We start from the raw sequence: 23,050 nt of genomic DNA, 5'->3' as shown, positions 1-23,050 counted from the left end.
CGCGACGACCGCCGACGTCTCGGCCGCGACGGCCGATCAGTCCGCGTCTGCAGGCACGCCGAGTTCTCCTTTCCACGTATAAAAGGCGATCACGACCGACGCCATGACGAAGCCGGTACCGACGCCGAGGAGGATGCTCCCGCCTGTGGCGTACGAGACGGTTGCGAACACCGCACAGAACGCCACGAGGTACACGGCCGACTGGCGGGCCGCCAGCGACCGGTCGAATGTCTCGGGCACCACCATGCGCGAAGCTTGATCCGTCTCTGTATAGCTCTTTCCTCTCCCTGCGGTCGGGCCGCCCGACGTGACTCCACTGTCGACGCAGTCCCGACGTCAACGCAGTCCCGACGTCAACGTAGTCCCGAGGTTGACGCGGCGGGCGATCTACTTGTTCTCGAGGGCGTCGAGGATGCACGCGGCGGCGACGACCGCCTCCTTCGGCACGTCGCTCGCGTCGTCGATGGTGACCGTGTAGGCGTCTCGAAACGAGAACTTCCCCTCGATATCGCCGACGTGCCCGCCGTCAGCGTCGAATATCTCGTACTTGTTCGGGACGAGGTTTGCCAGGCTGACGAGGTGCCGGAGCGCCGAGAGCAGCTTGTTCTTCGATCGGATGGTCGCTAGCGGCGCTCCCGTCTCGGGGTCCCGGATCGTCCAGTTCTCGACGAAAAGCGAGAACTCCTCGTCCAAGACAACGACCTCTTCGCCGGTGCCCGCGTCTCTGATCGCGTAGCTGCCGGCGACGTCCATGATCCCGCCCGCCTTCACGGTAAACGCGTCCGCGCCGTCGCCGGTGACGAACGGGAACTCCTCTTTCAGCTTGAACAGCTTCTGTTTCCCGCGCAAGACGACGTCGCCAGCGCTGTCGCGGACGGCGTACTTGTTTCGGATCACGGACTGTTTTACCTCGTATCGGTCGTCGGTGAGGTCGACCGTCGAGATGGTGTACTCGGTCGGTTCTGCTTCGGACGCGGAGGGCAGTGGCATGGGCGCGACGACGGCGAGCGATTAAAAAAGGCTTCTGCCTATTTCCGCGGCCGACGCCGCGTTCCGGTCCGTGTCGGCCGACTGACGCCGATTCCGGACCGCGTCACGGCGTCAGTCGGCTGATCGAGAGCCACTCCACATCGGCGTCGCTGATCTCGTCGCCTCCGGACTCTCCGCTGCCGATGTCTCCGTTTTCGTCGCCGGCCGCCGCCGTCAGCGCGAACACCATCTCCTTCCGGACGCCGCCCGCGAGCCGCACGTCGAGCGAGAGTTCCCGGGGCGAGAACCGATGATCCGGGTCGACGACGCGCACGAGGTGTTCGGAGTGCGGGAGGTCCTCGACGGTCTCGACGTCGAGGTACGTCCGGAAGTCCGCGCCGAACTTGAAGCCGGTCTTCGGAACCGCGTCGGCCTCGCGCAGCGACCGGTAGGCCGCGAGCCGGCGGTCGAACCGCGCGCCCTCCACGTCGCGGCCGCGCGCGACGATCGCGGCCGCCGGGTCGGCTGGGACCGGTTCGGGCGTGTCGCTGCCGTCGTCGTCGACGGACGCAGACAGCACCAGCCGTCCGTCGCTCGCGAGCGCCGCGGCCTCGACGAGCGACAACTGCAGCGCGTCATCTACCGCGGCCGCGCGGCCCGTGAGCGGCTGGCCGTAGAAGCCGCGCTCGTAGAGGTCCGCGGGCGCGTCCCAGACGACGACGCGGTCGGCGAGGAGCACGCCGGTCACCCGCTCCGGCGGCTCGTACGCCGTCTCGCCCGTGATCGCTCCGTCGTCCGCCGCGAAGTACGTGATGTCCGACTCCTCGTCGACGACGGCGAGGGTGCGTCCCGCGAGCCCCGCCGCCGGGAGCGACTCGCGCTCGCCGACGACTTGGACGGGGTACTTCACGTTCCCGGTGTCCGGCGTCGAGCCGCGCTCGTAGGCGACGAAGTCCACCGCGTCGGCGACGGCGGCGTCTCCGCCGGGCCACGGCTCGCGGGCGGGCGAGAGGTAGAAGCCGCGGTCGCGGAGGTCGGCGTACACGAGGTACCGCACCGCGAACCGGTCCGCGGCGGCCGCGCTTTCGACGAAGAAGCGCTCGAAGCCGACGGAGTCTCCGTCTTCGGTGAGCGAGACTCCGGATAAGTCGCCGCGAAAGAGCAGGTGGGCGGCCTCGACGCGCGAGAGCGCGATCTCGTCGCCCGAGAGCGGGCGGCCGTACCCCCGAGAGTCGTAGAATCGCTGCCGGGCGTCACCCCCGACGCGCACGGAATCGCCGCGGAGATGCCCTGTGGGTTGCATGCTCGACAGCGGGCGCGGCTGAGGGAAGGGGGTTGCGGTCGGCGGTCGGTGGTCGGCGGTCGGTGGTCGGCAGGTTGCGGCCGGCGGCCGGTGGTCGGCAGGTTGCGGCCGGCGGCCGGTGGTCTGTAGCCGGTGGTCTGTGGCCGGCGGTCTCCAGTCGTCGGTCGGCGGTCTGCAATCGGCGGTCTGCAATCGGCGGTCTGCGACCGGCCCCACCGGACAGAGATAAGGGTGCGGCGGCCGCACCGACTGGTATGAACGAGACAGCCGGCCTCCGGCTCACGGTCCGCGCGGCCGAGAAGCGCGACGCGGGCCGGGGGATCGCTCGGCTCCCCGAGTCCGCCCGGCAGCGGCTCGGCCTCCTCAGCGGCGACACCGTCGAGATACGCGGCGACCGCACCGCCGTCGCGAAGGTGTGGCCCGGCGGCCCGGACGCCGCCGACGGCTCCGTCCTCATCGACGCCGACACCCGAGCGAACGCGGGCGTGAAGGTCGGTGACACCGTCACGGTCGGGGCGGTCGACGTCGAGGACGCCCGCCGCGTCGTGCTCGCCGCACCCGCCGAACTCGCCGAGGTCGACGTGCGCCGCGAGGTCGTCGAGCGCGCGCTGGCCCGCGACCTCCGCGACCGACCCGTCACCGAAGGCGAGGCCGTCCACGTCGAGCGGCTCGGCGGGGTACGGTTCGTCGTCGCCGAGACGGAGCCCGCGGGCACGGTTCGCGTCACGGAGCGGACCACCGTGTCGGTGTCGTACGACGAGGGCGGGGACGAGGGAGCCGCGGACGTCGAGTCGGACGCGGGCGGGGCCGACCGGCGGACCAGAGACGCGTCCGCCGGAGCCGACCGGTCCGGCGAATCCCGTGATCGGACCGTCCCACCCGGGAGCGACGGCCGACCGAGAGGAGACGGAACTGCGCCTCCCGAGAGGCACGCCGCCGGCGCGACCTACGAGGACATCGGCGGCTTAGACGAGGAGCTTGAGTTGGTCCGCGAGACGATCGAGCTACCGCTCTCGGAACCGGAGGTGTTCACTCGGCTCGGCGTCGACCCGCCGAAGGGCGTCCTGCTACACGGCCCGCCGGGCACTGGAAAGACGCTTATCGCGCGCGCCGTCGCCAACGAGGTCGACGCGACGTTCATCACGGTCGACGGCCCGGAGATCATGTCGAAGTACAAAGGCGAGTCGGAGGAGCGCCTTCGCGAGGTGTTCGAGCGCGCGAGCGAGGACGCGCCGGCCATCGTGTTCTTCGACGAGATCGATTCGATCGCGGGGAAACGCGACGACGGCGGCGACGTGGAGAATCGGGTCGTCGGCCAGTTGCTCTCGCTCATGGACGGGCTCGACGCCCGCGGCGACGTGATCGTCATCGGCGCGACGAACCGCGTCGACACGCTCGATCCCGCCCTCCGTCGCGGCGGGCGATTCGACCGCGAGATCGAGGTCGGCGTCCCCGGCGAGAGCGGACGCCGACAGATACTCGACGTCCACACTCGCCGGATGCCGCTCGCGGACGACGTGGACTTAGACCGGATCGCGAGCCGGACGCACGGCTTCGTGGGCGCCGACATCGAGGGGCTCGCCCAGGAGGCGGCGATGACCGCGCTTCGGCGCGCCCGGACGACCGACTCGGCCGCGCTCGACGACGTGACCGTGACGAAGGCGGATTTCGAGGCGGCCCACTCCGCAGTCGAGCCGAGCGCGATGCGCGAGTACGTCGCCGAACAGCCGACCACCGACTTCGCCGACGTGGGCGGGCTCGACGAGGCCAAAGAGAAGCTGGAGCGCGCGGTGACGTGGCCGCTCTCGTACGGTCCGCTGTTCGAGGCGGCCGACGCCGCCCCCCCGACGGGCGTCCTGTTACACGGCCCGCCGGGCACCGGGAAGACGCTTCTCGCGCGTGCTATCGCGGGCGAGAGCGGCGTCAACTTCATTCAGGTCGCCGGGCCCGAACTGCTCGACCGGTACGTCGGCGAGTCCGAGAAGGCGGTCCGCGAGCTGTTCGACCGCGCGCGACAGGCGGCTCCGGCGATCGTCTTCTTCGACGAAATCGACGCGATCGCGGCCGACCGAGACGGCGCGGGCGGCGACGGCTCCGGCGTCGGCGAGCGCGTGGTCTCACAGCTTCTCACGGAACTGGATCGCGCGAGCGACAACCCGAACCTCGTCGTGCTCGCGGCGACGAATCGGCGGAACGCGCTCGACCCGGCGCTTCTCCGGCCGGGACGGCTGGAGACGCACGTCGAGGTTCCCGCCCCGGACCGGGACGCGAGGCGGAAGATCCTGTCAGTTCACACCGACGCGAAGCCGCTCGTCGACGACGTCGACCTCGACGCGCTCGCCGACGAGACCGAGGGGTACTCCGGCGCGGAGATCGCGGCGCTGTGCCGCGAGGCGGCGCTCGTCGCCATCGAGCGCGTCGCCGACGAACACGGCGCGGCCGCGAACGACCACGCCGACGACGTCGCGATCACCCGAGCCGACTTCGACGCGGCGCTGGCATCGGTCCGCCCGGCGGCCGATGCGCGGTCGTGAGCGCCGCGCGCCCGACCGCTGCCGCCGCGCCGCTGTGACGGCTCCCGACTACCGTCAAACCGTCCCGGTACCGGCGGGGTTTTTCGTCGCCGAGGCGCAGTGTCGTGTATGGAGCTGTTCGCGGTGCCCGACCTCCCGGAGATCCGGGAGGGAGACGATCTCGCGGCCATGATCGGCGAGCGCGCCGAACTCCGAGAAGACGACGTGGTCGTCGTCGCGAGCACCGTCGTCTCCAAGGCCGAGGGTCGCGTCTTCGACCTCGACGACTTCCCGCCGTCCCCGCGGGCGACCGAGGTGGCCGACCGCCTCGCCGAGATCTCCGGCGACGAGAAGGATCCGCGGTTCGCACAGGCCGTTATCGAGGAGTCGACCGAGCTGATCATGGAGGCCCCGTTCCTCCTCACGGCGACCCGGTTCGGTCACGTCGGCGTCAACGCCGGAATCGACCGGTCGAACGTCCCCGACGGCGACCTGCTTCTCCTCCCCGAGCGCCCCTCGGAGAGCGCGGCCCGGATCCGCGAGGGGCTGGCGGCGGACCGCGTGATCGTCAGCGACACCTGCGGTCGACCGTTCCGCCACGGCCAGCGCGGCGTCGCGATCGGCTGGGCGGGGTTGCCGGCGAGCCGCGACTGGCGCGGCGAGCGCGACCGTGACGGCCGCGAGATGGGCGTCACCGTCCAGAACGTGATCGACGAGCTGGCCGCGGCCGCCAACCTCGTCGCCGGCGAGGGCGCGGGCGGCACCCCGGTCGTCGTCGTCCGCGGCTGGACGTTCGGCGACCACGACGGCTCTGAGAACCACTTCCGCGAGGTCGAGGGCGACTTCGTCCGACAGGCGCTGCGCGAGTGGCAGTTTCAGGCGTAATCACCGACCATGCTCGGAATCGAACTCACCCCCGAACACGACTTGCATCGCCTCGTCGATCTCGGCGTCCGCGCCGAGGCGGCCGGCTACGACGCCGTCTACTCGACGTGTCACTACAACAACCGCGACCCGTGGGCGTTCCTCTCACAACTCGCGACGGCCACGGAGACCGTCCGGCTCGGTCCCGGCGTCGCCAACCCCTACGAGACGCATCCCGTCACACTCGCCTCGCGGGTTGCCACGCTCGACGAACTCTCGGAGGGGCGCGCCGTCTTCGGTATCGGTCCCGGCGATCCCTCGACCCTCCGGAACCTCGGGCTCGAAGACCAGCGCGGGCTCCGCCCCGTGTTGGAGGCGTTCAAGACGGCCCAGCGGCTGTGGGCCGGCGAGCGCGTCGACCGCGACGGAACCTTCGACGCCAGCGAGGCCGGACTCAACTACGAGCCGCCGCAGGGCGCGTCGATTCCGGTCCACGTCGGCGGCGAGGGCCCGCACATGTGTCGGATGGCGGCGAAACACGCCGACGGCCTGCTGTACAACGGCTCGCACCCGGCGGATCTGGCGTGGGCTCGCGATCAGGTCGACGACGGACTCGCGGACCGCCCGGACCACCGGGGGGAGTTCGATTTGATCGCGTACGCTTCGGTGTCGGTCGCGGAAGAGGAGGCGGCCGCTCGCGAGGCCGCCCGTCCGCCGGTCGCGTTCATCGCCGGCGGCGCGGCCCCGCCCGTGCTGGACCGCCACGGGATCGACCCCGACGCCGCCGCGGCGATCGGCGAGCACGTCTCCGCGGGCGAGTTCTCCGCCGCCTTCGAGCGCGTGACGCCCGCGATGATCGACGCGTTCTGTCTGGCCGGCACCCCCGAGACGGTCCGCGAGCGCGCCGAGTCGCTCGCCGAGCACGCCGACGGCCTCGTGGTCGGATCGCCGCTCGGCCCCGATCTGGAGGCCGCCGTCGACCTCGCCGCCGAAGCGGTCGACGGGGCGTTCTGAGCCGGCTCAATCGTTGTCAATCGATTGCGTGCACCAACGTTGTTAATCCATTACCTGCACCAACGTTGTCAATCGATTGCGTGCATAGGGAGTTCTCACCGTGTAGGAATCGAGAATCGATCTTGAGAACTTCGCCACGACATTCATTACCCGTGTTCGCGGAGCGTCCGGTATGTCGACCACACGGCAGCGCCGCTCGGGACTCCGCGGGAGATATGAGTCCGCGCTGTGGCGAACAATGGACCACCTCGGCGTCGACGAATCGATAGAGCGGAAGGTCGTCGCGGCAGTGGGGATCCAGTTCCTCGTCACCGTCGGGATCTTCCTCGCGCCGTTCGCGCTCTCCGGGACCGCGCTGTACGTCGTCTCGGGCGGGCTCTTCGTGGGCGCGGTCGTCGCGATCTACAACACTCTCCTCATCGTTCGTCGCGACTTCGTCGCACCGATACGCCGGCTCGAAGCCGGAGCCGACGCGATCGCGGCCGGCGACGTGCATGCACTCGAATCGGACGAAGACGCCGCGAGAGACGGTCTCGCGCTCGTCGGCGGCGACCAGCCAGACGAGATCGGCAACCTCGTGAACTCGTTTGCCGAAGTGCAGGCGTACCTCACGACCGTGTCGGCGCAGGCGGAGGCGCTCGCCACGCAGTCGTTCGACGATCCCGCACTCGACGAGGACGTCCCGGGGGCGTTCGGCGAGTCGCTCTCGCTCATGGCGACGAACCTGGAGTCGTACACGACGGAGCTTGAGTCGCTCGTCGACGCGTTCGACGACGCCACGGAACGCGCCCGCGACGGCGACCTCACGGCGACGATCGACGCCGACGCGCTGGCGACGGACGAAGACCGATATGCGGAGCTCGTCGAGAACTACAACCGACTCGTCGCCACGCTCGGCGGTACCGTCGGCGACGTTCAGTCGTTCACGGGCGACGTGGCCGCCACGAGCGACGAGGTGCGCGCGAGCATGGACGAGGTCGACGGCGCGAGCGAGGAGGTGGCGCGCTCGGTCCAGGAGATCTCCGACGGCGCGGCCGACCAGACGGCGCAGTTGGAGTCCGTCTCCGGCGAGATGAGCACGCTCTCGGCGACGGTCGAGGAGATCGCGGCGTCGGCCGATGACGCGGCGCGGACCGCTCGCAACGCCGCCGAGCGCGGCCAGGCGGGCCGCGAGGAGGCGGCCGAGGCCATCGAGGAACTGGAGACGCTCGAAGCCCGAATCGGCGAGACCGCGACGGCGGTGGACGATCTCGTCGACCGAGTCGGCGAGATCGACGAGATCGCGGCCGTGATCGACGACATCGCGGAGGAGACCAACCTGCTCGCGCTGAACGCCTCCATCGAGGCGGCCCGAGCCGACGGCTCCGGCGACGGGTTCGCGGTCGTCGCAGACGAGGTGAAGGCGCTCGCCGAGGAGACGCGCGCCGAGGCGGCCGAGATCTCCGGGCGGATCGACGAGGTGCAGGAAGCGTCCGCGGGGACGGCTCGCGACGTGGACGCGATGGAGTCGCAGGTGTCGGCGTCGGTCGAGACGATAGAGGAGACGCTCCGCGAGTTCGAGGAGGTCGTCGAGGACGTGACGACCGTCGACGAGACGGTCCAAGAGATAAGCGACGCGACCGACGACCAGGCGCGGACGACACAGGAGGTCGTCGACATGGTCGACGAGATCGCGACCGTCAGCCGACAGACGGCCACCGAATCCGAGAACGTGGCCGCGGCCGCGGAAGAACAGACCGCCACCGTCTCCGAGGTGACTCGCCGCGTCCACGGGCTCTCCGATCAGTCGGACGAGCTCCGCGCGACGCTCGACGGGTTCACCGTGCCGGACGCGTCGGACACGTCGGAGGCGGGCGGTCCATCCGCGAGCGCGAGCGCGACCGCCGAAACGCCTCCCGTCGACGCCGACGACTGACTTTGGCCGTCACGTCGACGACTGATTCAGGGTCGTTATTCTGCCGGGCCGCGGCCGCCGAGCGACGGGAGCGTGACGCCGATCTCGCCGAGGAGCGCGCCGACCGCGGCGTACCCGAGCACGGCTACAGACGAGACGAGAAGCACCTGTCCGACGACGACGAGGAGCGCCGAGATGGGGTCTCCGGCACCCAGAATGAGGTCGTTCAGGAAGATGTCCACGAACCGTCCGACGTCGCCGACGAGTCGGGAAACGAAGTCAACGAGCGCTAGCATATCCGGCCGTTGATCCGCCGGGTACTTGGGTGTTGAGTTCGCGGTCGAATATCGACGAGGGCCTCCGTCGCGTCGTTCCGGAAAGCCGGACAAGCGCTCAGATCGACTTCGACAACCGAACGCCTTACACCCGGCCGACACGGATCACCTCGGCATGAACACGCTGTTTTGGGTCCTCACGGGGGTCCTCGCGTACTCCGCGGCCATGCTGTGGCTCGACGATCGCGGCGTGCTCCCCGACTCGATCCGCGTCTCCGGCCCGATACTGACGCTTCGCACCCTCCGCGGGCGGATATTCCTCGACCGACTCGCCCGTCCGAAACGGCTCTGGCGGGCGATCGCGAACCTCGGGCTCGGCGGCGCGCTCGTCGCGATGGTCGGCTCGTTCGTGCTCATCATCAACTCCGCGCGCACGACGCTCGACACCGCCCAGCCCGCCGCGATCCAACAGCCACAGAACTTCCTCATCATCCCCGGCGTCAACGAGTTCCTCCCGCTGTCCGTCGCCCCGGAGATCCTCGCCGGCCTCGCGATCGCGATGGTCGTCCACGAGGGCGCACACGGACTCCTCTGTCGTGTCGAGGGGATCGACATCGAGTCGATGGGACTCGTGTTCTTCGCGCTGTTGCCCGTGGGGGCGTTCGTCGAGCCGGACGAGGAGGCGACTCAGGAGGCCTCTCGCGGGGCTCGCTCGCGGATGTTCGCCGCCGGCGTCACCGCCAACACGGTCGTGACCATCCTCGCGTTCGCGCTGCTTTTCGGTCCGGTGGTCGGTGCTGTCTCCCCGGCTCCCGGCTACGCCGTCGGCGAGGTGAATCCCGGGTCGCCGGCGGCCGCGGCCGACATCGCGCAGGGCGATCGGCTTGTCGAGGTCGCCGGCACGCCGGTCGACACCGCAGACGAGTTCGAGGCCGCCCTCACCGACGCCGGCGAGACGGTGACCGTGACCGCAGACGACGGCGACGGCGAGCGGACCGTCGAAGTCGATCGGAACCTCCAGATCGTCGGCACCGCCGGCGGGAATCCCCTCGGGATCACCGTCGAGGGTGAGCCGTACGCCGTCGAGTCGGTGAACGGAGGGTCGGTGGCGACCGAGGGTGCGTTCGTCGAGGCGGTTGGCGACGCCGAGCGCGCCACCGTGACGGTCACCGGGGGTAACGAGAGCGACCCAGTGACCGCAGAGATACCGATTGGAGCGTACGCCCTCGCGGCGCAGTCTGACGGCCCCATCGCCGAGGCGGGCGCGACGGTCGGGGAACCGATGACCATCGTCGCCATCGACGGCGAGCGCGTCCACGACGACGACGGACTCTCGGCGGTGCTCTCGGAGCGCGAGCCCGGCGAGACCGTCGAGGTCGTCGCGTACGACGGCGACGGCGAGCGCGTGAGCTACGACGTCGAACTCGACCCGCACCCGAACCGCGACGGCGGATTCATCGGCGTCTCGGTGTTCCCGGGCGCGAGCGGACTCGCCCTCGACGACTTCGGCGTCTCCGAGTACCCGGCGGGCGCGTACCTCGAACTGCTCGGCGGCGACGGCGGCGAGGCCGGAGCCAGTGGGGTTCCGATCGGCGGGCTGAACGGGTCGCCGCTCGGGCTCGCGTTCGTCGCGCTGCTTCTCCCGCTCGGCAGTCTGTTCGGACTCCCGTACAACTTCGCGGGGTTCACGGGCCATTTGACCAACTTCTACGTTGTCGACGGCGCGTTCGCGGCCCTCGGCGGCGGAACGTTCCTCTTGGCGAACCTCCTGTTCTGGACCGGCTGGATAAACGTTCAGCTCGCGCTGTTCAACTGCCTGCCGGCGTTCCCGCTCGACGGCGGACGGATCCTCCGGATGGTCGCCGAGGCGGTCGTCAGCCGGACGCCCGTCTCGAACCGCCACGCCGCAGTTCGGACGATCACGGTCTCCTCCGGGCTGGTCATGCTCGCCGGGCTGGTCGCGATGATCTTCGGTACCCAGATCCTCTCGGCGCTCGGACTGGCCTGATCGGCCTCGGTGTGGGCCGAACGAGTCCGTGACGCCGAGGTGGAAACCGGTTTCTCTCCGGGGCGAGACGGGGGCGTATGACCCACTCGCGAACCGTCGAACTGGAGGGCCACATCATCGACAGCGGCACGCTCCAGCGCTGCTTCGGCGCGGTGATGGATCTAGGCGGCTCCTTCGACGTCGAGCAGTTCGACGTGGGGAAACACGAGACCGAGGAGTCGTACTGCCGGCTGACCGTCACGGCCGACGACGCGGAGACGCTGCGGGCCATCCTCCACGAACTGCACCAGAACGGCGCGGTCCTCGACGATCCGAGTGACGTCGAGCTCGTCGCCGCGCCGGCCGACAGGGTCGTCCCGCCGAACTTCTACTCCACGACGAACCACCCGACCGAGGTGCTGTACGACGGCGAGTGGATCGAGGTCGAGCGCATCGAGATGGACTGCGCGCTCGTGGTCGAACCCGGGCCGGATGTGGACGCGGGCGAGGGAGATGTGGACGAGGAAGACAGAGAAGACGGAGCCGCAGACGGCCCGCGGGCGTACACGAAGGTCCTCAACGCGGTCGAGGAGGGCGACCTCGTCGCGACCGACCAGTCCGGAATCCGCGTTCGGCCCCCGGAGCGCCCCCGGAGCGGCGGCGGCGCGTTCGGGTTCATGCAGGGCGGGGTCTCTGCCGAGCGCCCCTCGGAGTCCACGATCCGAGAGGTCGCGGAGGAACTGCGGGGGGTGAGCGAGCGCGGCGGGAACGTGATGGTCGTCGCCGGCCCCGCGGTGATCCACTCGGGCGCGGGCGACGCGCTCGCAGCCCTCGTCGAGGCGGGCTACGTCGACGCGCTCTCGGCCGGCAACGGCTTCGCCACCCACGATATCGAGCGGTCGCTGTACGGGACCTCGCTCGGGATGGACGTCGAGACGCTCGAACACCCACGGAAGGGACACAAACACCACATCTGGACGATCTCGGAGATCATCCGTGCGGGTGGGATCGAAGCCGCCGTCGACGAGGGGATACTCACGGAGGGCGTGATGTACCAGTGCGTCGAAAACGACGTCGACACCGTGCTCGCGGGATCGATCCGCGACGACGGTCCGCTCCCCGACACGATCACCGACGCGATCGAAGCACAGAACGCGATCCGCGAGCAGGCCCACGAAGCGGACATCGTGATCATGCTCGCGACGCTGCTGCACTCCGTCGCGGTCGGAAACTGCCTCCCGTCGACGACGAAGACCGTCTGCGTCGACATCAACCCCGCGACGGTCACGCAACTCCTCGACCGGGGGTCGGCGCAGGCGGTCGGGATGGTCACCGACATCGGGACGTTCGTCCCGACGCTCGCGGAGTTCGTGCTGGAGGGACCGAGCGACTGCGACAGCGCGGCCGATTCCGAGAGCGCGGCCGATTCTGAGAGCGCGGCCGATTCCGGGAGCGCGGACGAACCCGAGAGCGCGGACGACGCCTGAGCGCAGTCCGTCGCCCGCCCGGACCGGAGCGCACTCTGTGGACCCCCGCGTCGAGTCCCCGTGGCGCGAGAACGCCCGACAGGAGTTTTGTGTCTCCCGGGACCACCTTCAGGCATGAGCTACTTGGTTGCGACCGACGGATCGACGGAGAGCGACGAGGCGGTCAGATACGCCGCCCGACAGGCGGTGGCGTTCTACGAGACGCTGGAGATCGTCCACGTGCTGACGCCGGAGTCGGAGCTCGTCGACGGGACGATCGTCCTCCCCGGCGAGGAGGCGGCCGTCGCGTCCGGCGAGGACGTCCTCGACAACGCTCGCGCGGTCGCGGAGGCGGCCGTCGGCGACGAGCCGATCGACATCGAGACGCAACTGCTCACCGGTCGCCCGGCCACGGCCCTCACCGAGTACGCCGACGAAAACCCGATAGACGCCATCTACGTCGGTCACCGGGGGCTCACCGAGGAGCGCGAGCAGGTCGTCGGCAGCGTCGCGAAAAGCGTCGTCGACAAAGCTGACGTTCCCGTGACGGTGATTCGATAGCCGAGGTCGGAGAAATCAACTGGAGACGCCTCAAAACGTCCGTATTTCGCTAATCCGATGTCGACGCGGCGTGTCACAGCCGGCGGCAACGACCACCAGTACCGTCCGTTCAAAGGCAGTGGGGCGTGTACGGACTTTCGATGACAGACGACGTACTCGTTACGGCGGACTGGGTCGAAGACAACCTCGACGCGTTCCAGGACGACGACGCGGACTTCCGACTGGTCGAGATCAACAATCCGACCGTCACCGACGACTCGGACTACACGCCCTACGAGGAGGGGCACATCCCCGGCGCGCTGAACTTCCCGTGGGACGAGGTGTTCACCGACCCGACCGAGCGCGACATCGTCTCGAAAGAGACGTTCGCGGAGCGAAACGGCGAGGCCGGCATCGACGCCGACACGACCGTCGTGGTGTACGGCGGCGGCCGCGTCCCCAACTGGTTCGCGCTGTTCGGCTATTGGATCTACACGTACTACGGCCACGAGGACGTGCGCGTGATCGACGGCGGGAAGGGCTACTGGGTCGCAAACGACTACCCGCTCTCGACCGATGAACCCGAGTTCACGCCGCGCGAGTATGAGGCCCGCGGTCCCTTCGAGAGCGTTCGCGCGTACAAAGACGACATCGACACCGCGATCGAGGAGGGCCTTCCGATGGTCGACGTCCGCTCGCCCGAGGAGTTCTCCGGCGAGGTCATCGCGCCCGAGGGGCTCAACGAGACCGCCCAGCGCGGCGGCCACATCCCCGGTGCGAGCAGCGTCCCGATCGGCACCACCCTGAACGAGGACGGAACGTTCAAGAGCGCCGAGGAACTGCGCGAGCTGTACGCCGACGCCGGCGTCGACGGCGACGAGTCGACGATCACCTACTGCCGCGTCGGCGAGCGCTCGTCGATCGAGTGGTTCCTCCTCCACGAGCTGCTCGATTACGACGACGTTCGCAACTACGACGGCTCGTGGACCGAGTGGGGCAACCTCGTCGGCGCGCCGATCGAGACGGGCGAGTAACGACACCTGCGCGACGCGAGACTCGCTTCGTTGACGACTGTTTTTTGTGACGCCGCTCGCCATCGCCAGCGATTCGCGACTCCGCGTGAGCCCGCTGTGCAAACGTATTTACTGTTGTGTGCTGTATTGTACTGCATGGAACAGAACGTCGGATCCACGGACAAACGCGTCAGAACAGCACTCGGTGCGGTTCTCGGGACGGTCTCGCTGGCCACCCTCGCCAACGTCGTCCCGCTGCCCGATATCGCCGCGCTCGTCTTCGGCGTCGCCGCGATCATGATGCTCGGCACCGCCGCCACCGGTATCTGCGGGCTCTACGCCCTTCTCGGCGTCGACACATGCCCGGCCTCTGCGGGCAGACGGCGCTGAGCGGCCGACGAAACCGGTGGTCGCTGTCTCGATCGCCTCACGCCGGGTCCGCCTTCGTGACCTCGATCGTGACGCTGTCCGGATCGACGCCGATCCGCGCGAACTGCGTCCGGACGTGTTCTTTCGCCGCGTCGATCGCCGCGGACTTGGTGTCGAACCCGCGCGGCATCGGTTCCTCGAAGGCGACGCGGATCTCCTCGCCGTCGACGCGTAGCGCGGACCCGCCGCTTTCGACCTGATAAAAGGAGTCACACACCCAGACGTACGGCGCGTCCTCGTCGGGCGCGCCCTTGTACGTGGGCGGGTCCTCGCCGCGCTCGAACACCGTCCCGGTGAGGTCGGTCCCGCCGCCGCTGCCGCGAACGAGTATCATGTCACCGGTAGGGTCCCGACACTGAAAAGGATCCGCGCTCTCCCGCGCGGCCGGCGGTGGCAGCGGAAACGCTTTCGGCGTGGCCGGCGGTGGGTGTCACATGACGCTGGAGGATTTCACCGAGTTCGCCGACGAGGCCGACGAGTCCGCAGCCTCGGGACGTGACGACGAGTCGTCGACCGCCGTCGGCGACGGCGATGTCGATCCGAACGCGGACTCGGACAGACCCGCTCCGAACGCGGGCTCGGACAGACCCGCCGGCGAGCCGGTTCCCGACGCGGACAGCGGGTCGTTCACGGCCTACGACGTCGAGCCGGCCGGCGACGACCGCGGGCTCGGCGTCGTCTCCGTCTCTCAGGGACTTCGGGTCGCAGAAGAGGACGACGAGACGACGCTGAAGGCGTTCGTCACGACGGGCAACCGCGAGGCGGTCAGGCTCGGGACGTACCTGCTGGTCCCGTATCCGGACGGCGAGCGCCTGTTCTGCCGGATCACGGGACTGGAATACGCACAGGAGTTCCGGTCCGACGACGCGACGGAGATCCACGCGCGCCGACAGATGCGTCGCGACGACTTCGCCGAGCGCGACTACAAGTTCATGGCCGAACTGGAGCCGATGTCCGTGATCTACGGCGACGGCGACGACATGAAACGCCGGATGACGGACCGGGTTCCGAAGCCCGGCGCGATAGTTGAGGAGGCGGCCGACGACGCCGAGATCAAGACCGGACTCAAGATCCCCGACGACGGCATCTTTCTCGGACACCTCTCGGTCGGCGGCGAGAAGGTACGGACGGCGGCGGAACCGCCCACCGTCGACTACCGAGTGCAAGACGACTACGCCGACGGCGACCCGCTCGCGTTCCGGCACACGCTCGTCGCCGGCGGCACCGGCTCCGGGAAGACCCACGCGTCGAAGAACGTCCTCCGGCAGTACCTCGATTCGGACCGCACTTACCCGACCGGCGACGGCCGGGAGTCGCAGATGGCGGTCGTTCAGTTCGACCCCCAAGACGAGTACGCGCAGATGCACGACGACAACCCCGCGCTCGACGCCGACACCGCCCGTCGGCTGGAGCGCGAGGGGATAGCCCACGGCGGTCACGACGACACCGTCGCCCTCGTCCCCCGGGTCGCGAACGCGACGTACCCCGGCGAGGGTCACCGCGCCGAGCGCGTCGAGTTCACGATCCCCTTCTCGCTCGCGCAGGACATGCCGTGGCTCGTCGCCGGCTCCGGCCTCAACGAGAACCAGTACCCGGCGCTTTTGACGCTTCTCAACCGATTCTTCCGTGATTACGGCGACTCGGGCACGTACCGCCAGTTCCTCTCGTACCTCGACGACCCGGCGCTCAAAGAGGAACTCGACGAGAGCGGCCGCGTCCACGAGGCGACGTTCGACGCGGTGAAACGGCGTGTCCGCGGGATTCCCGGCGGCGTGTTCGACCAGGACGCGAAGCCGATCACGGAGCTGGACCACACGCTCGTCCGCCCCGGCGGACTCTCCGTGATTCCGACGTACCACCTGCCGACCTCGCGACAGAAGGAGATCGTCGTTCTCGCGGTCGCGGGCTTGCTCGTCGACGACAAGCTCTCGAACGACCCGAAAAGCGATCGGATCGAGGAGACGCCGCTCCTCATCGGGATGGACGAGGCCCACAACTTCCTCTCCGACGCCGACAACGTGCAGGCGCGAAAGGTCGTCCAGACGTTCACCGAAGCGGCAAAGCAGGGCCGCAAAGAGCGACTCGGCCTCTTTTTGATCACCCAAGACCCGCAGGACATCGCCGAGTCCGTGTTCAAACAGGTGAACACGAAGATCGTCCTCAACCTCGGCGACGAGGACGCCATACAGAGCGTCAACATCCCATCGAACCTCGCCGGAAAGGTGCCGTACATGGAGAAGGGACAGATGGTCGTCTACTCCCCGGACAACTCCGAGCCGGTCGAGCTAATCGGCCTCTCGACGTGCGTGACCCGTCATGGACGCTAAGAAGCCCGAAATCGCCGTCTCCCCGGCGATCTCGGAACGCCGACCGTTACCACCGGTTCGGAGCCGGCGGCATCCTTTTTCAGGCGGCCGGACGAATCGCTCCCCATGACCAAGCGAATCCTCGTTGCGGTCGACGGATCAGATGAGGCGGTCGAGGCCCTGTCGTTCGCGGCGACAGAGTGGCCCGACGCCGACCTGACGGCGCTCCACGTGATCAATCCCGCGGACTCGACGACCGGGGCGGAGGGCGGGTTCCCCGGCGCGGTCGACCAGTGGTACGACAGCGCCACCCAGCGCGGCGAGCGGATCTTGCGGGAGGCGACCGACGCCGTCGACCGCGCCGTCGACACCAGACTGGAAGTCGGTCGACCGACCGCCACCATCCTCGCCGTCGCCGAGGGCGAACAGTCGGTCGGCGACGACGAGGAGCCGGAGCCGTTCGACCACGTCGTGCTCGCGAGTCAGGGACGGACCGGCCTCTCGCGGGTGCTCCTCGGGAGCGTCGCCGAGGGCGTCGTTCGTCGCGCCGAGGTGCCGGTTACGGTCGTGCGATAAGTAGCGACGGCGTCTTCGATCGCCGACACCTCGCCTAGTCGTCGGATCGCTCGGCGGCGACGACCTCGCCGACCATCGTCCAGCCGTCGTCGTCGGGGCCGGACCGGCCGAGCAGAATCCGCTCGTAATCCTCCGAAGAGACCAGTCGAAAATCGGCCTCCACGTCCGCGTCCGTCCGCACGCCCTCACCGCGGAACTCCCGCTGGAAGAACTCCGTCGAGGTGAACTCGAAGACGCCGGCGTCGCCGTCGGCGAGTTCCAGTCGCACCGGGCGCGGCTGGACGTTGTGGATCCGCTTCGCGACGGGATTGAGATCGGGCATGGTCACGCATCGGCGCGGTTCGGAAATAAAACCGCGGTCGTGCGCGGCGCGCCGTCTGGCGGTCCTCTCCACGGATACCGTCGTCTGAGCCTCGGTAGCGCGACCGTCGAAGTGTCACCGTACGTGCTTAAGCCCTCTCGACGCGTCCGTGTACTGGATCATACATGATAGCCGAATCACTCGATTACCTGTGCGACGGCGACAACGCCGTCGTAACTGTCCTGATCGGCGGGGCGCTCCTGCTCGCGAGCCCGCTCGTCGTTCCGTCGATCCTCGTGCTCGGCTACGTCTCCCGCGTCCTGCGGCAGACGGCCAGCGGCGACGACGCGCCCCCGGTGTTCGACGCGTGGGGTGACCTCCTCGTCGAGGGAGCCAAAGGGTTCGCCGTCACGCTCGTCTACTCGTTGGTACCGCTCGCCGTGTTCGCGGTCGCGACCGTCTTCGGGGTGGGCGCGGCCGTCGTCGGATCGGGCGGCGGAAGCGGGAGCCTGTTCGGCGGCCTGATCGGCGGGGCGATCGCGGTGCTTCTCGCGCTCGCCGCGCTCGCCGTCTCGCTCGTCGGATTGTACGTGACGCCCGCGGCGCTGGCCACCGTCGCCGACTCCGGACGGGTCGGCGACGGGTTCGCGGTCGGAATGCTCTGGACCGTGGTCACGAAGCGAGCGTACGCGGTCGGCTGGCTCACCGCCGCCGCGGTCGTCCTCGGTGGCGTGCTGGCCGTCGGCGTGCTCTCCGTGGTGCCGGTCCTCGGAACGATCGCGGGGCTGTTCGTCCAGTTCTACGCGCTCATCGCCGCGGCCGCCGTCATCGGCTGGACGTGGGCCGACGTGCGCCCCGTCGTGGCCGATTCAACAGACACCGAGCCGGCAGAGCGGCCCGCAGTCTAGCGGATTCAAACAGCGAACGGAACGAACGGTAGAAGGAACCGCGCTACGCGTCGAGGACGTCGTCGTAGTCTCCGGCGTCGACGCGGTCGTCGAACGTCCGGGCGTCCTCGCCCTCGATGGTCACGCCGAGGGAGGCGCAGGTGCCCCCGACCTCTTTGGCGGCGTTTTTCGTGTCGTACGCGAGCAGGTCGCTCGACTTCTGCTCTGCGACCTTCTTTACCTGTTCGACCGACATGTCCGCGACGAAGTCCGTCTGCGGCTCGCCGGAGCCGGTCTCGAAGCCGGCTTCGTCTTTGACGAGTTCCGCGGTCGGCGGGACGCCGACCTCGATCGTGAACGAGCCGTCGTCGTCGTACTCGATCGTGACGGGGACTTCCATCCCGTCGAACGCGGCGGTCTCGTCGTTGATCTGGGACACGACGTCCTGTACGTCCACCGGCGTCGGTCCGAGCTCGGGACCGAGCGGCGGGCCGGGGTTGGCCTGCCCGCCAGGGACGAGCGCTTCGATAGTTCCAGCCATGTCCGTATGAACCCGGGGGCGACTTTTAACGGTTGTTCTTTCGGGCAGCGGGCGATAGCGGTTCGCACACGCCCGTCGGCCGCGCTGGCGTCCGCCAGCGAACTCTCCCCGTTCGTACTGATCGGCGGATCTGATCGCTGGCGCGGAGGGCGCTAGCTGTCGCTCGCGAGGATAGAACAGTCAAAAAGCCGATACACCTTATCGAACGCCGCTGTCAGCGGTTACAGACGAGTGACGTTCGTTGCGCGCGGACCCTTGTCCGCTTCCTCGATGTCGAACTCGACTTCCTGACCTTCTTCGAGGTCCGGGCCGCCGACGTCCTCCATGTGGAAGAACACGTCCTCGTCTGCGTCGTCAGTCTCGATAAATCCGTAGCCGCCAGTGTCGTTGAAGAAATCAACTTCGCCTTTCGCCATTGCGTCTGTACTGGTGAGCGGACCACATAAAAGCCTTCCGTGAGCACTGCTAGTGTGGGGGGCGTACTCACGGTACTGACACACACGAAAACGCGGGAGTCCGCCGTGTTAGTAACTACTATACCACCCCAGTACGGAACCGTTAGATATGAGTCAGTCGTACAATCGAGGCCTCATCGAGGACTTCAGCCGTTGGCGGGAGTTCGAGGCCGGAATGTGGGCGTGGATCTTTCACAAGTTCACGGGGTGGGTGCTCATCGGCTACCTGTTCACCCACATCGCCGTGTTGAGTACCGGAATCCCGGCAGCAGGCGCGAGCGAGGCTGTGCTAATGGCGGGCGAAGACGTGTACACGCAGACGATCGTCAGCCTGGAGGGGCTGCTCTTGGTGCGGATCCTCGAAGTCGGCCTCCTCGCGGTCGCCGTCTTCCACATGCTCAACGGAGCCAGACTCCTCCTCGTCGACTTGGGCGTCGGGCTCGACGCACAGGACAAAAGCTTCTACGCCTCGCTTATCTTGACGGGAGCCATCACCGTCGCGTCGGTGCCGACGTTCATCGGGGGTGCGTTCTGAGATGGCAGAGCGCTACTCCTCGTTCCAGTCCGGCGGGCGGATGTGGCTGCTGCAGCGCGTCACGGCGGCGTTCCTGCTCGTCGTGTTGGCGTTCCACTTCTTTTTGCTCCACTTCGTCCACCACGCTGACGAGGTTTCGTTCCTCGCGAGTTCGGCGCGGATGGAGACGCTGAGCTACTACTCGCTTATGATCCTGTTCCTCGTGACGGCGACGTTCCACGGCGTTAACGGCGTCTACAACGCGCTCGTCAACCAGGGACTCACCGGCACCAAACGGACCGTGATCAAGTGGACGCTCGTGGCCGCGAGCGCCGTGTTGGTGTTCCAGGGGATTCGGACCGCGAACGCGTGGGCGGGCGGCTTCCCGCTCTTGTAAGGTAAGACAATGAGTACGCAGATACCACAACAGACGGACGAATCGGGCGAGACGGAGACCGAACCGGAGGCCGCCTCCAAGGGCGAAGAGCGGCGAGCCGAAAAGCGCCGCCGGGCGGCCCAAGAGCGCGAGCGCAGACAGGCCGAAGAGGCCGAGAAGGCCGCCGCAGACGAAGAGACGGTCGAGTTGAAGGTGTTCCGGTACGATCCCGAGATCGAGGGGAAACAGGAGCCGCGGTTCGACACCTTCCACGTCCCGTTCACGAAGGGGATGACCGTCCTCGATGCGCTGATGTACTCGCGTGACACGTACGACTCCTCTCTCACCTTCCGACACTCCTGTCGGCAGGCCGTCTGCGGCTCCGACGCGATGTTCGTCAACGGCGGACAGAAACTCGCGTGTAAGACCCAGATATCCGACCTCGAACAGCCGGTCCGGGTCGAGCCGCTTCCGCACGCGGACGTCCGCAAGGATCTGGTCGTCGACATGGAGCACTTCTACGAACAGATGGAGGCGGTCGAACCGTACTTCCAGACGAACGAATACCCCGACGGCGAACTCGAAGAACAGCGACAGACGCGGGAGAACCGCGAGAAGGTGAAGATGTCGACGCGCTGTATCTGGTGTAGCGCGTGTATGTCCTCATGTAACATCGCCGCCGGCGACAACGAGTACCTCGGTCCCGCCGCGATCAACAAGGCGTACCGATTCGCCATGGACGAGCGCGAGGGCGAGGAGATCAAACAGAAGCGCCTGGAGATAATCGAACAGGAACACGGCGTGTGGCGGTGTCAGACGCAGTTCTCCTGTACGGAGGTCTGTCCGAAGGACATCCCGCTGACCGAGCACATTCAGGAGCTGAAACGCGAAGCGGTCAAGAACAATCTGAAGTTCTGGTAACACCGAGAGACACGCTCAAGGGACTCCGGAACTAATCACCGATCATATTACCAATGTACGAACACGACGTCATCGTGGTCGGCGCTGGGGGGGCTGGACTCCGGGCGGCGATCGCGGCACAGGAAGCGGGGGCCGACGTGGCCATGGTCTCGAAACTCCATCCGGTCCGCTCTCACACGGGAGCGGCCGAGGGAGGCATTAACGCGGCGCTGCGCGACGCCGACTCGTGGGAGGACCACGCGTACGACACGATGAAGGGGTCGGACTACCTCGGCGACGCGCCGGCCGTCGAGGCGCTCTGTAAGGAGAGCCCCGAGGAAGTCATCCGGCTCGAACACTGGGGGATGCCCTTCTCGCGCGAGGACGACGGGCGCGTCTCACAGCGACCGTTCGGCGGCCTCTCGTTCCCGCGGACGACGTACGCCGGGGCGGAGACCGGCCACCAGATGCTCCACACGATGTACGAGCAGGTGGTCAAACGCGGGATCACGGTGTACGACGAGTGGCACGTGATGGATCTGGCCGTCACCGACGAGGACGACCCGGCCGACCGGACCTGTCACGGCGTCGTCGGCTACGACATCCAGACCGGCGAGGTGAGCGGGTTCCGCGCGAACAACGGCGTCATCCTCGCGACCGGTGGGATGGGGCAGGTGTTCGACCACACCACCAACGCGGTCGCGAACACCGGCGACGGCGTCGCGATGGCGTATCGTGCGGGCGTCCCGATGGAGGACATGGAGTTCATTCAGTTCCACCCGACGACGCTGCCGTCCACCGGCGTCCTGATTTCCGAGGGCGTTCGCGGCGAGGGCGGAATCTTATACAACAGCGAGGGCGAGCGGTTCATGTTCGAACACGGCTACGCCAACAACGACGGCGAGCTCGCCTCCCGCGACGTGGTCTCGCGCGCCGAGCTAACGGAGGTCAACGAGGGCCGCGGGATCGAAGACGAGTACGTCCACCTCGACATGCGGCACTTGGGCGAGGAGCGCATCCTCGACCGGCTGGAGAACATCTTACACCTCGCAGAAGACTTCGAGGGTGCGGACGGACTGACGGAGCCGATGCCGGTCAAACCCGGCCAGCACTACGCGATGGGCGGCATCGAGACGAACGAGCACGGCGAGACCGTCATCGACGGGCTGTACGCGGCCGGCGAGTGCGCCTGCGCGTCCGTCCACGGCGCGAACCGCCTCGGCGGCAACGCCTTACCCGAACTCATCGTCTTCGGCAAGCGCGCCGGTCGCCACGCGGCCGGAGAAGATATGGGTGAAGCCGAGATCGAGACCGGTCGCTCCGGCGAGTGGGAACCTGCGGATTACGAGTTCGAGGTCGAAGTCGGCGAGACGGGCGGACGCGGTCCGGCCGCCGCCGACGGTGGTGCCGTGGCGACGGACGCGGACGGCGTCCTCGCGGCCGCGGTCGACCGCGCGAGCGAGCGGGTCGAGACGCTGCTCGCGCGGAGCGGCCGCAACCACGCCGAGATCCGCTCGAAGGTCCAGAAGACGATGACGGACAACGTCAACGTGTTCCGCGAGGAGCCGGGGCTCAAAGAGACGCTCTTCGACCTCCGTGAGGCTCGCGAGGAGTACAAAGACGTCGCCGTCTCGGACCCCTCTCGGACGTTCAACACGGACCTCATCCACACGATGGAAACGCGGAACATCCTCGATATCGCCGAGGCGCTCACGATGGGCGCGCTCGCGCGTCGGGAGTTCCGCGGCGCGCACTGGCGCAAAGAGAACCAGATTCGTGACGACGAGAACTGGCTGAAACACACGCTCGTCTCGTGGAACGACGGTGAGCCCGAACTCTGGTACAAACCGGTCATCCTCGAAGGCGAGAACAAAGTGTACGAGCCGAAGAACCGCTCGTACTGACCGTCACGGTCGACGGCGATCCA

24 protein-coding genes are annotated in these 23,050 nt (G+C 68.1%); 16 read left to right on the top strand and 8 right to left on the bottom strand.

Translation table 11 applies throughout. The features are described 5' to 3' along the window. Positions 1-36: 36 nt before the first annotated feature. The 3 genes from EP28_RS05350 to endA form a co-directional block, all read right to left on the bottom strand. Positions 37-246, bottom strand: a complete 210-nt coding sequence (locus EP28_RS05350; protein WP_049982986.1) for a hypothetical protein — start codon at positions 244-246, stop codon at positions 37-39. Positions 247-387: 141 nt separating this feature from the next. Next, on the bottom strand, positions 388-990 hold the full coding sequence (locus EP28_RS05345; RefSeq protein WP_049982985.1) for an LURP-one-related/scramblase family protein: 603 nt from the start codon (positions 988-990) through the stop codon (positions 388-390). A 103-nt stretch (positions 991-1,093) separates the two neighbouring features. Beyond that, positions 1,094-2,272: a tRNA-intron lyase gene (endA, locus tag EP28_RS05340; RefSeq protein WP_049982984.1), complete on the bottom strand. Its 1,179-nt coding sequence runs from the start codon at positions 2,270-2,272 to the stop codon at positions 1,094-1,096. Between the two features lie 254 nt (positions 2,273-2,526). Here endA and EP28_RS05335 point away from each other — a divergent pair, with 254 nt between their 5' ends. From EP28_RS05335 to EP28_RS05320, 4 genes are all read left to right on the top strand, one after another. Next, positions 2,527-4,806, top strand: coding sequence for an AAA family ATPase (locus EP28_RS05335; RefSeq protein ID WP_049982983.1), 2,280 nt, complete (start codon positions 2,527-2,529; stop codon positions 4,804-4,806). A gap of 108 nt (positions 4,807-4,914) precedes the next feature. Next, on the top strand, positions 4,915-5,670 hold the full coding sequence (locus EP28_RS05330; RefSeq protein WP_049982982.1) for a coenzyme F420-0:L-glutamate ligase: 756 nt from the start codon (positions 4,915-4,917) through the stop codon (positions 5,668-5,670). 9 nt (positions 5,671-5,679) lie between these two features. Beyond that, entirely contained in the window at positions 5,680-6,663 is a 984-nt protein-coding gene (locus EP28_RS05325) for a 5,10-methylenetetrahydromethanopterin reductase (protein ID WP_049982981.1), read from the top strand. 238 nt (positions 6,664-6,901) lie between these two features. Beyond that, positions 6,902-8,578, top strand: a complete 1,677-nt coding sequence (locus EP28_RS05320; RefSeq protein ID WP_049982980.1) for a methyl-accepting chemotaxis protein — start codon at positions 6,902-6,904, stop codon at positions 8,576-8,578. Between the two features lie 35 nt (positions 8,579-8,613). On the opposite strand, the gene EP28_RS05315 is transcribed toward EP28_RS05320, so the two are convergent. Continuing rightward, complete coding sequence (locus tag EP28_RS05315; RefSeq protein WP_049982979.1) at positions 8,614-8,853, bottom strand: DUF8024 family protein; 240 nt, start codon at positions 8,851-8,853, stop codon at positions 8,614-8,616. A gap of 154 nt (positions 8,854-9,007) precedes the next feature. Here EP28_RS05315 and EP28_RS05310 point away from each other — a divergent pair, with 154 nt between their 5' ends. The 5 genes from EP28_RS05310 (at position 9,008) to EP28_RS05290 (ending at position 14,228) form a co-directional block, all read left to right on the top strand. Next, positions 9,008-10,840 (top strand): site-2 protease family protein, encoded by a 1,833-nt coding sequence (locus EP28_RS05310; RefSeq protein ID WP_049982978.1) that lies wholly within the window; start codon positions 9,008-9,010, stop codon positions 10,838-10,840. Between the two features lie 77 nt (positions 10,841-10,917). Continuing rightward, positions 10,918-12,306 (top strand): ornithine cyclodeaminase, nickel-pincer nucleotide-dependent, encoded by a 1,389-nt coding sequence (locus EP28_RS05305; RefSeq protein WP_049982977.1) that lies wholly within the window; start codon positions 10,918-10,920, stop codon positions 12,304-12,306. Between the two features lie 114 nt (positions 12,307-12,420). Then, complete coding sequence (locus tag EP28_RS05300; protein WP_049982976.1) at positions 12,421-12,846, top strand: universal stress protein; 426 nt, start codon at positions 12,421-12,423, stop codon at positions 12,844-12,846. Between the two features lie 140 nt (positions 12,847-12,986). Further along, on the top strand, positions 12,987-13,859 hold the full coding sequence (locus EP28_RS05295; RefSeq protein WP_049982975.1) for a sulfurtransferase: 873 nt from the start codon (positions 12,987-12,989) through the stop codon (positions 13,857-13,859). A 135-nt stretch (positions 13,860-13,994) separates the two neighbouring features. Next, a complete protein-coding gene (locus tag EP28_RS05290) occupies positions 13,995-14,228 on the top strand; it encodes a YgaP family membrane protein (protein WP_049982974.1) in 234 nt (77 codons plus the stop codon). Positions 14,229-14,265: 37 nt separating this feature from the next. On the opposite strand, the gene EP28_RS05285 is transcribed toward EP28_RS05290, so the two are convergent. Next, entirely contained in the window at positions 14,266-14,601 is a 336-nt protein-coding gene (locus tag EP28_RS05285; protein WP_049982973.1) for a DUF7113 family protein, read from the bottom strand. Between the two features lie 100 nt (positions 14,602-14,701). Between EP28_RS05285 and EP28_RS05280 the strand changes: the two genes are divergently transcribed. Next, entirely contained in the window at positions 14,702-16,594 is a 1,893-nt protein-coding gene (locus EP28_RS05280; protein WP_049982972.1) for an ATP-binding protein, read from the top strand. 105 nt (positions 16,595-16,699) lie between these two features. Further along, the gene (locus EP28_RS05275) at positions 16,700-17,149 is read left to right on the top strand and encodes a universal stress protein (RefSeq protein WP_049982971.1); all 450 of its coding nucleotides are present in this window, start codon (positions 16,700-16,702) and stop codon (positions 17,147-17,149) included. A gap of 34 nt (positions 17,150-17,183) precedes the next feature. On the opposite strand, the gene EP28_RS05270 is transcribed toward EP28_RS05275, so the two are convergent. Continuing rightward, positions 17,184-17,471 (bottom strand): DUF8072 family protein, encoded by a 288-nt coding sequence (locus tag EP28_RS05270; protein WP_049982970.1) that lies wholly within the window; start codon positions 17,469-17,471, stop codon positions 17,184-17,186. A 164-nt stretch (positions 17,472-17,635) separates the two neighbouring features. Here EP28_RS05270 and EP28_RS05265 point away from each other — a divergent pair, with 164 nt between their 5' ends. After that, on the top strand, positions 17,636-18,358 hold the full coding sequence (locus EP28_RS05265) for a DUF4013 domain-containing protein (RefSeq protein WP_049982969.1): 723 nt from the start codon (positions 17,636-17,638) through the stop codon (positions 18,356-18,358). A gap of 43 nt (positions 18,359-18,401) precedes the next feature. On the opposite strand, the gene EP28_RS05260 is transcribed toward EP28_RS05265, so the two are convergent. Then, the gene (locus EP28_RS05260) at positions 18,402-18,878 is read right to left on the bottom strand and encodes a 50S ribosomal protein L11 (protein ID WP_049982968.1); all 477 of its coding nucleotides are present in this window, start codon (positions 18,876-18,878) and stop codon (positions 18,402-18,404) included. A 221-nt stretch (positions 18,879-19,099) separates the two neighbouring features. Continuing rightward, positions 19,100-19,294: a cold-shock protein gene (locus tag EP28_RS05255; RefSeq protein WP_004046659.1), complete on the bottom strand. Its 195-nt coding sequence runs from the start codon at positions 19,292-19,294 to the stop codon at positions 19,100-19,102. Positions 19,295-19,442: 148 nt separating this feature from the next. On the opposite strand from EP28_RS05255, the gene sdhC reads away from it, so the two are divergent. The 4 genes from sdhC to EP28_RS05235 are packed head-to-tail and all read left to right on the top strand — an operon-like array spanning position 19,443 to position 23,027. Next, positions 19,443-19,868, top strand: a complete 426-nt coding sequence (gene sdhC / locus EP28_RS05250; protein ID WP_049982967.1) for a succinate dehydrogenase, cytochrome b556 subunit — start codon at positions 19,443-19,445, stop codon at positions 19,866-19,868. Position 19,869: 1 nt separating this feature from the next. Further along, complete coding sequence (locus EP28_RS05245; RefSeq protein ID WP_049982966.1) at positions 19,870-20,244, top strand: succinate dehydrogenase/fumarate reductase transmembrane subunit; 375 nt, start codon at positions 19,870-19,872, stop codon at positions 20,242-20,244. A 9-nt stretch (positions 20,245-20,253) separates the two neighbouring features. Beyond that, positions 20,254-21,144, top strand: a complete 891-nt coding sequence (locus EP28_RS05240; RefSeq protein ID WP_049982965.1) for a succinate dehydrogenase/fumarate reductase iron-sulfur subunit — start codon at positions 20,254-20,256, stop codon at positions 21,142-21,144. A 53-nt stretch (positions 21,145-21,197) separates the two neighbouring features. After that, on the top strand, positions 21,198-23,027 hold the full coding sequence (locus tag EP28_RS05235; RefSeq protein ID WP_049982964.1) for an FAD-binding protein: 1,830 nt from the start codon (positions 21,198-21,200) through the stop codon (positions 23,025-23,027). Positions 23,028-23,050: the final 23 nt, after the last annotated feature.

The organism is Halorubrum sp. BV1 (genome assembly GCF_000746205.1).
Taxonomy (GTDB): Archaea; Halobacteriota; Halobacteria; order Halobacteriales; family Haloferacaceae; genus Halorubrum.
The sequence above is the reverse complement of the archived record's forward strand: the minus strand, read 5'-3'. Positions and strand labels throughout refer to the sequence as shown.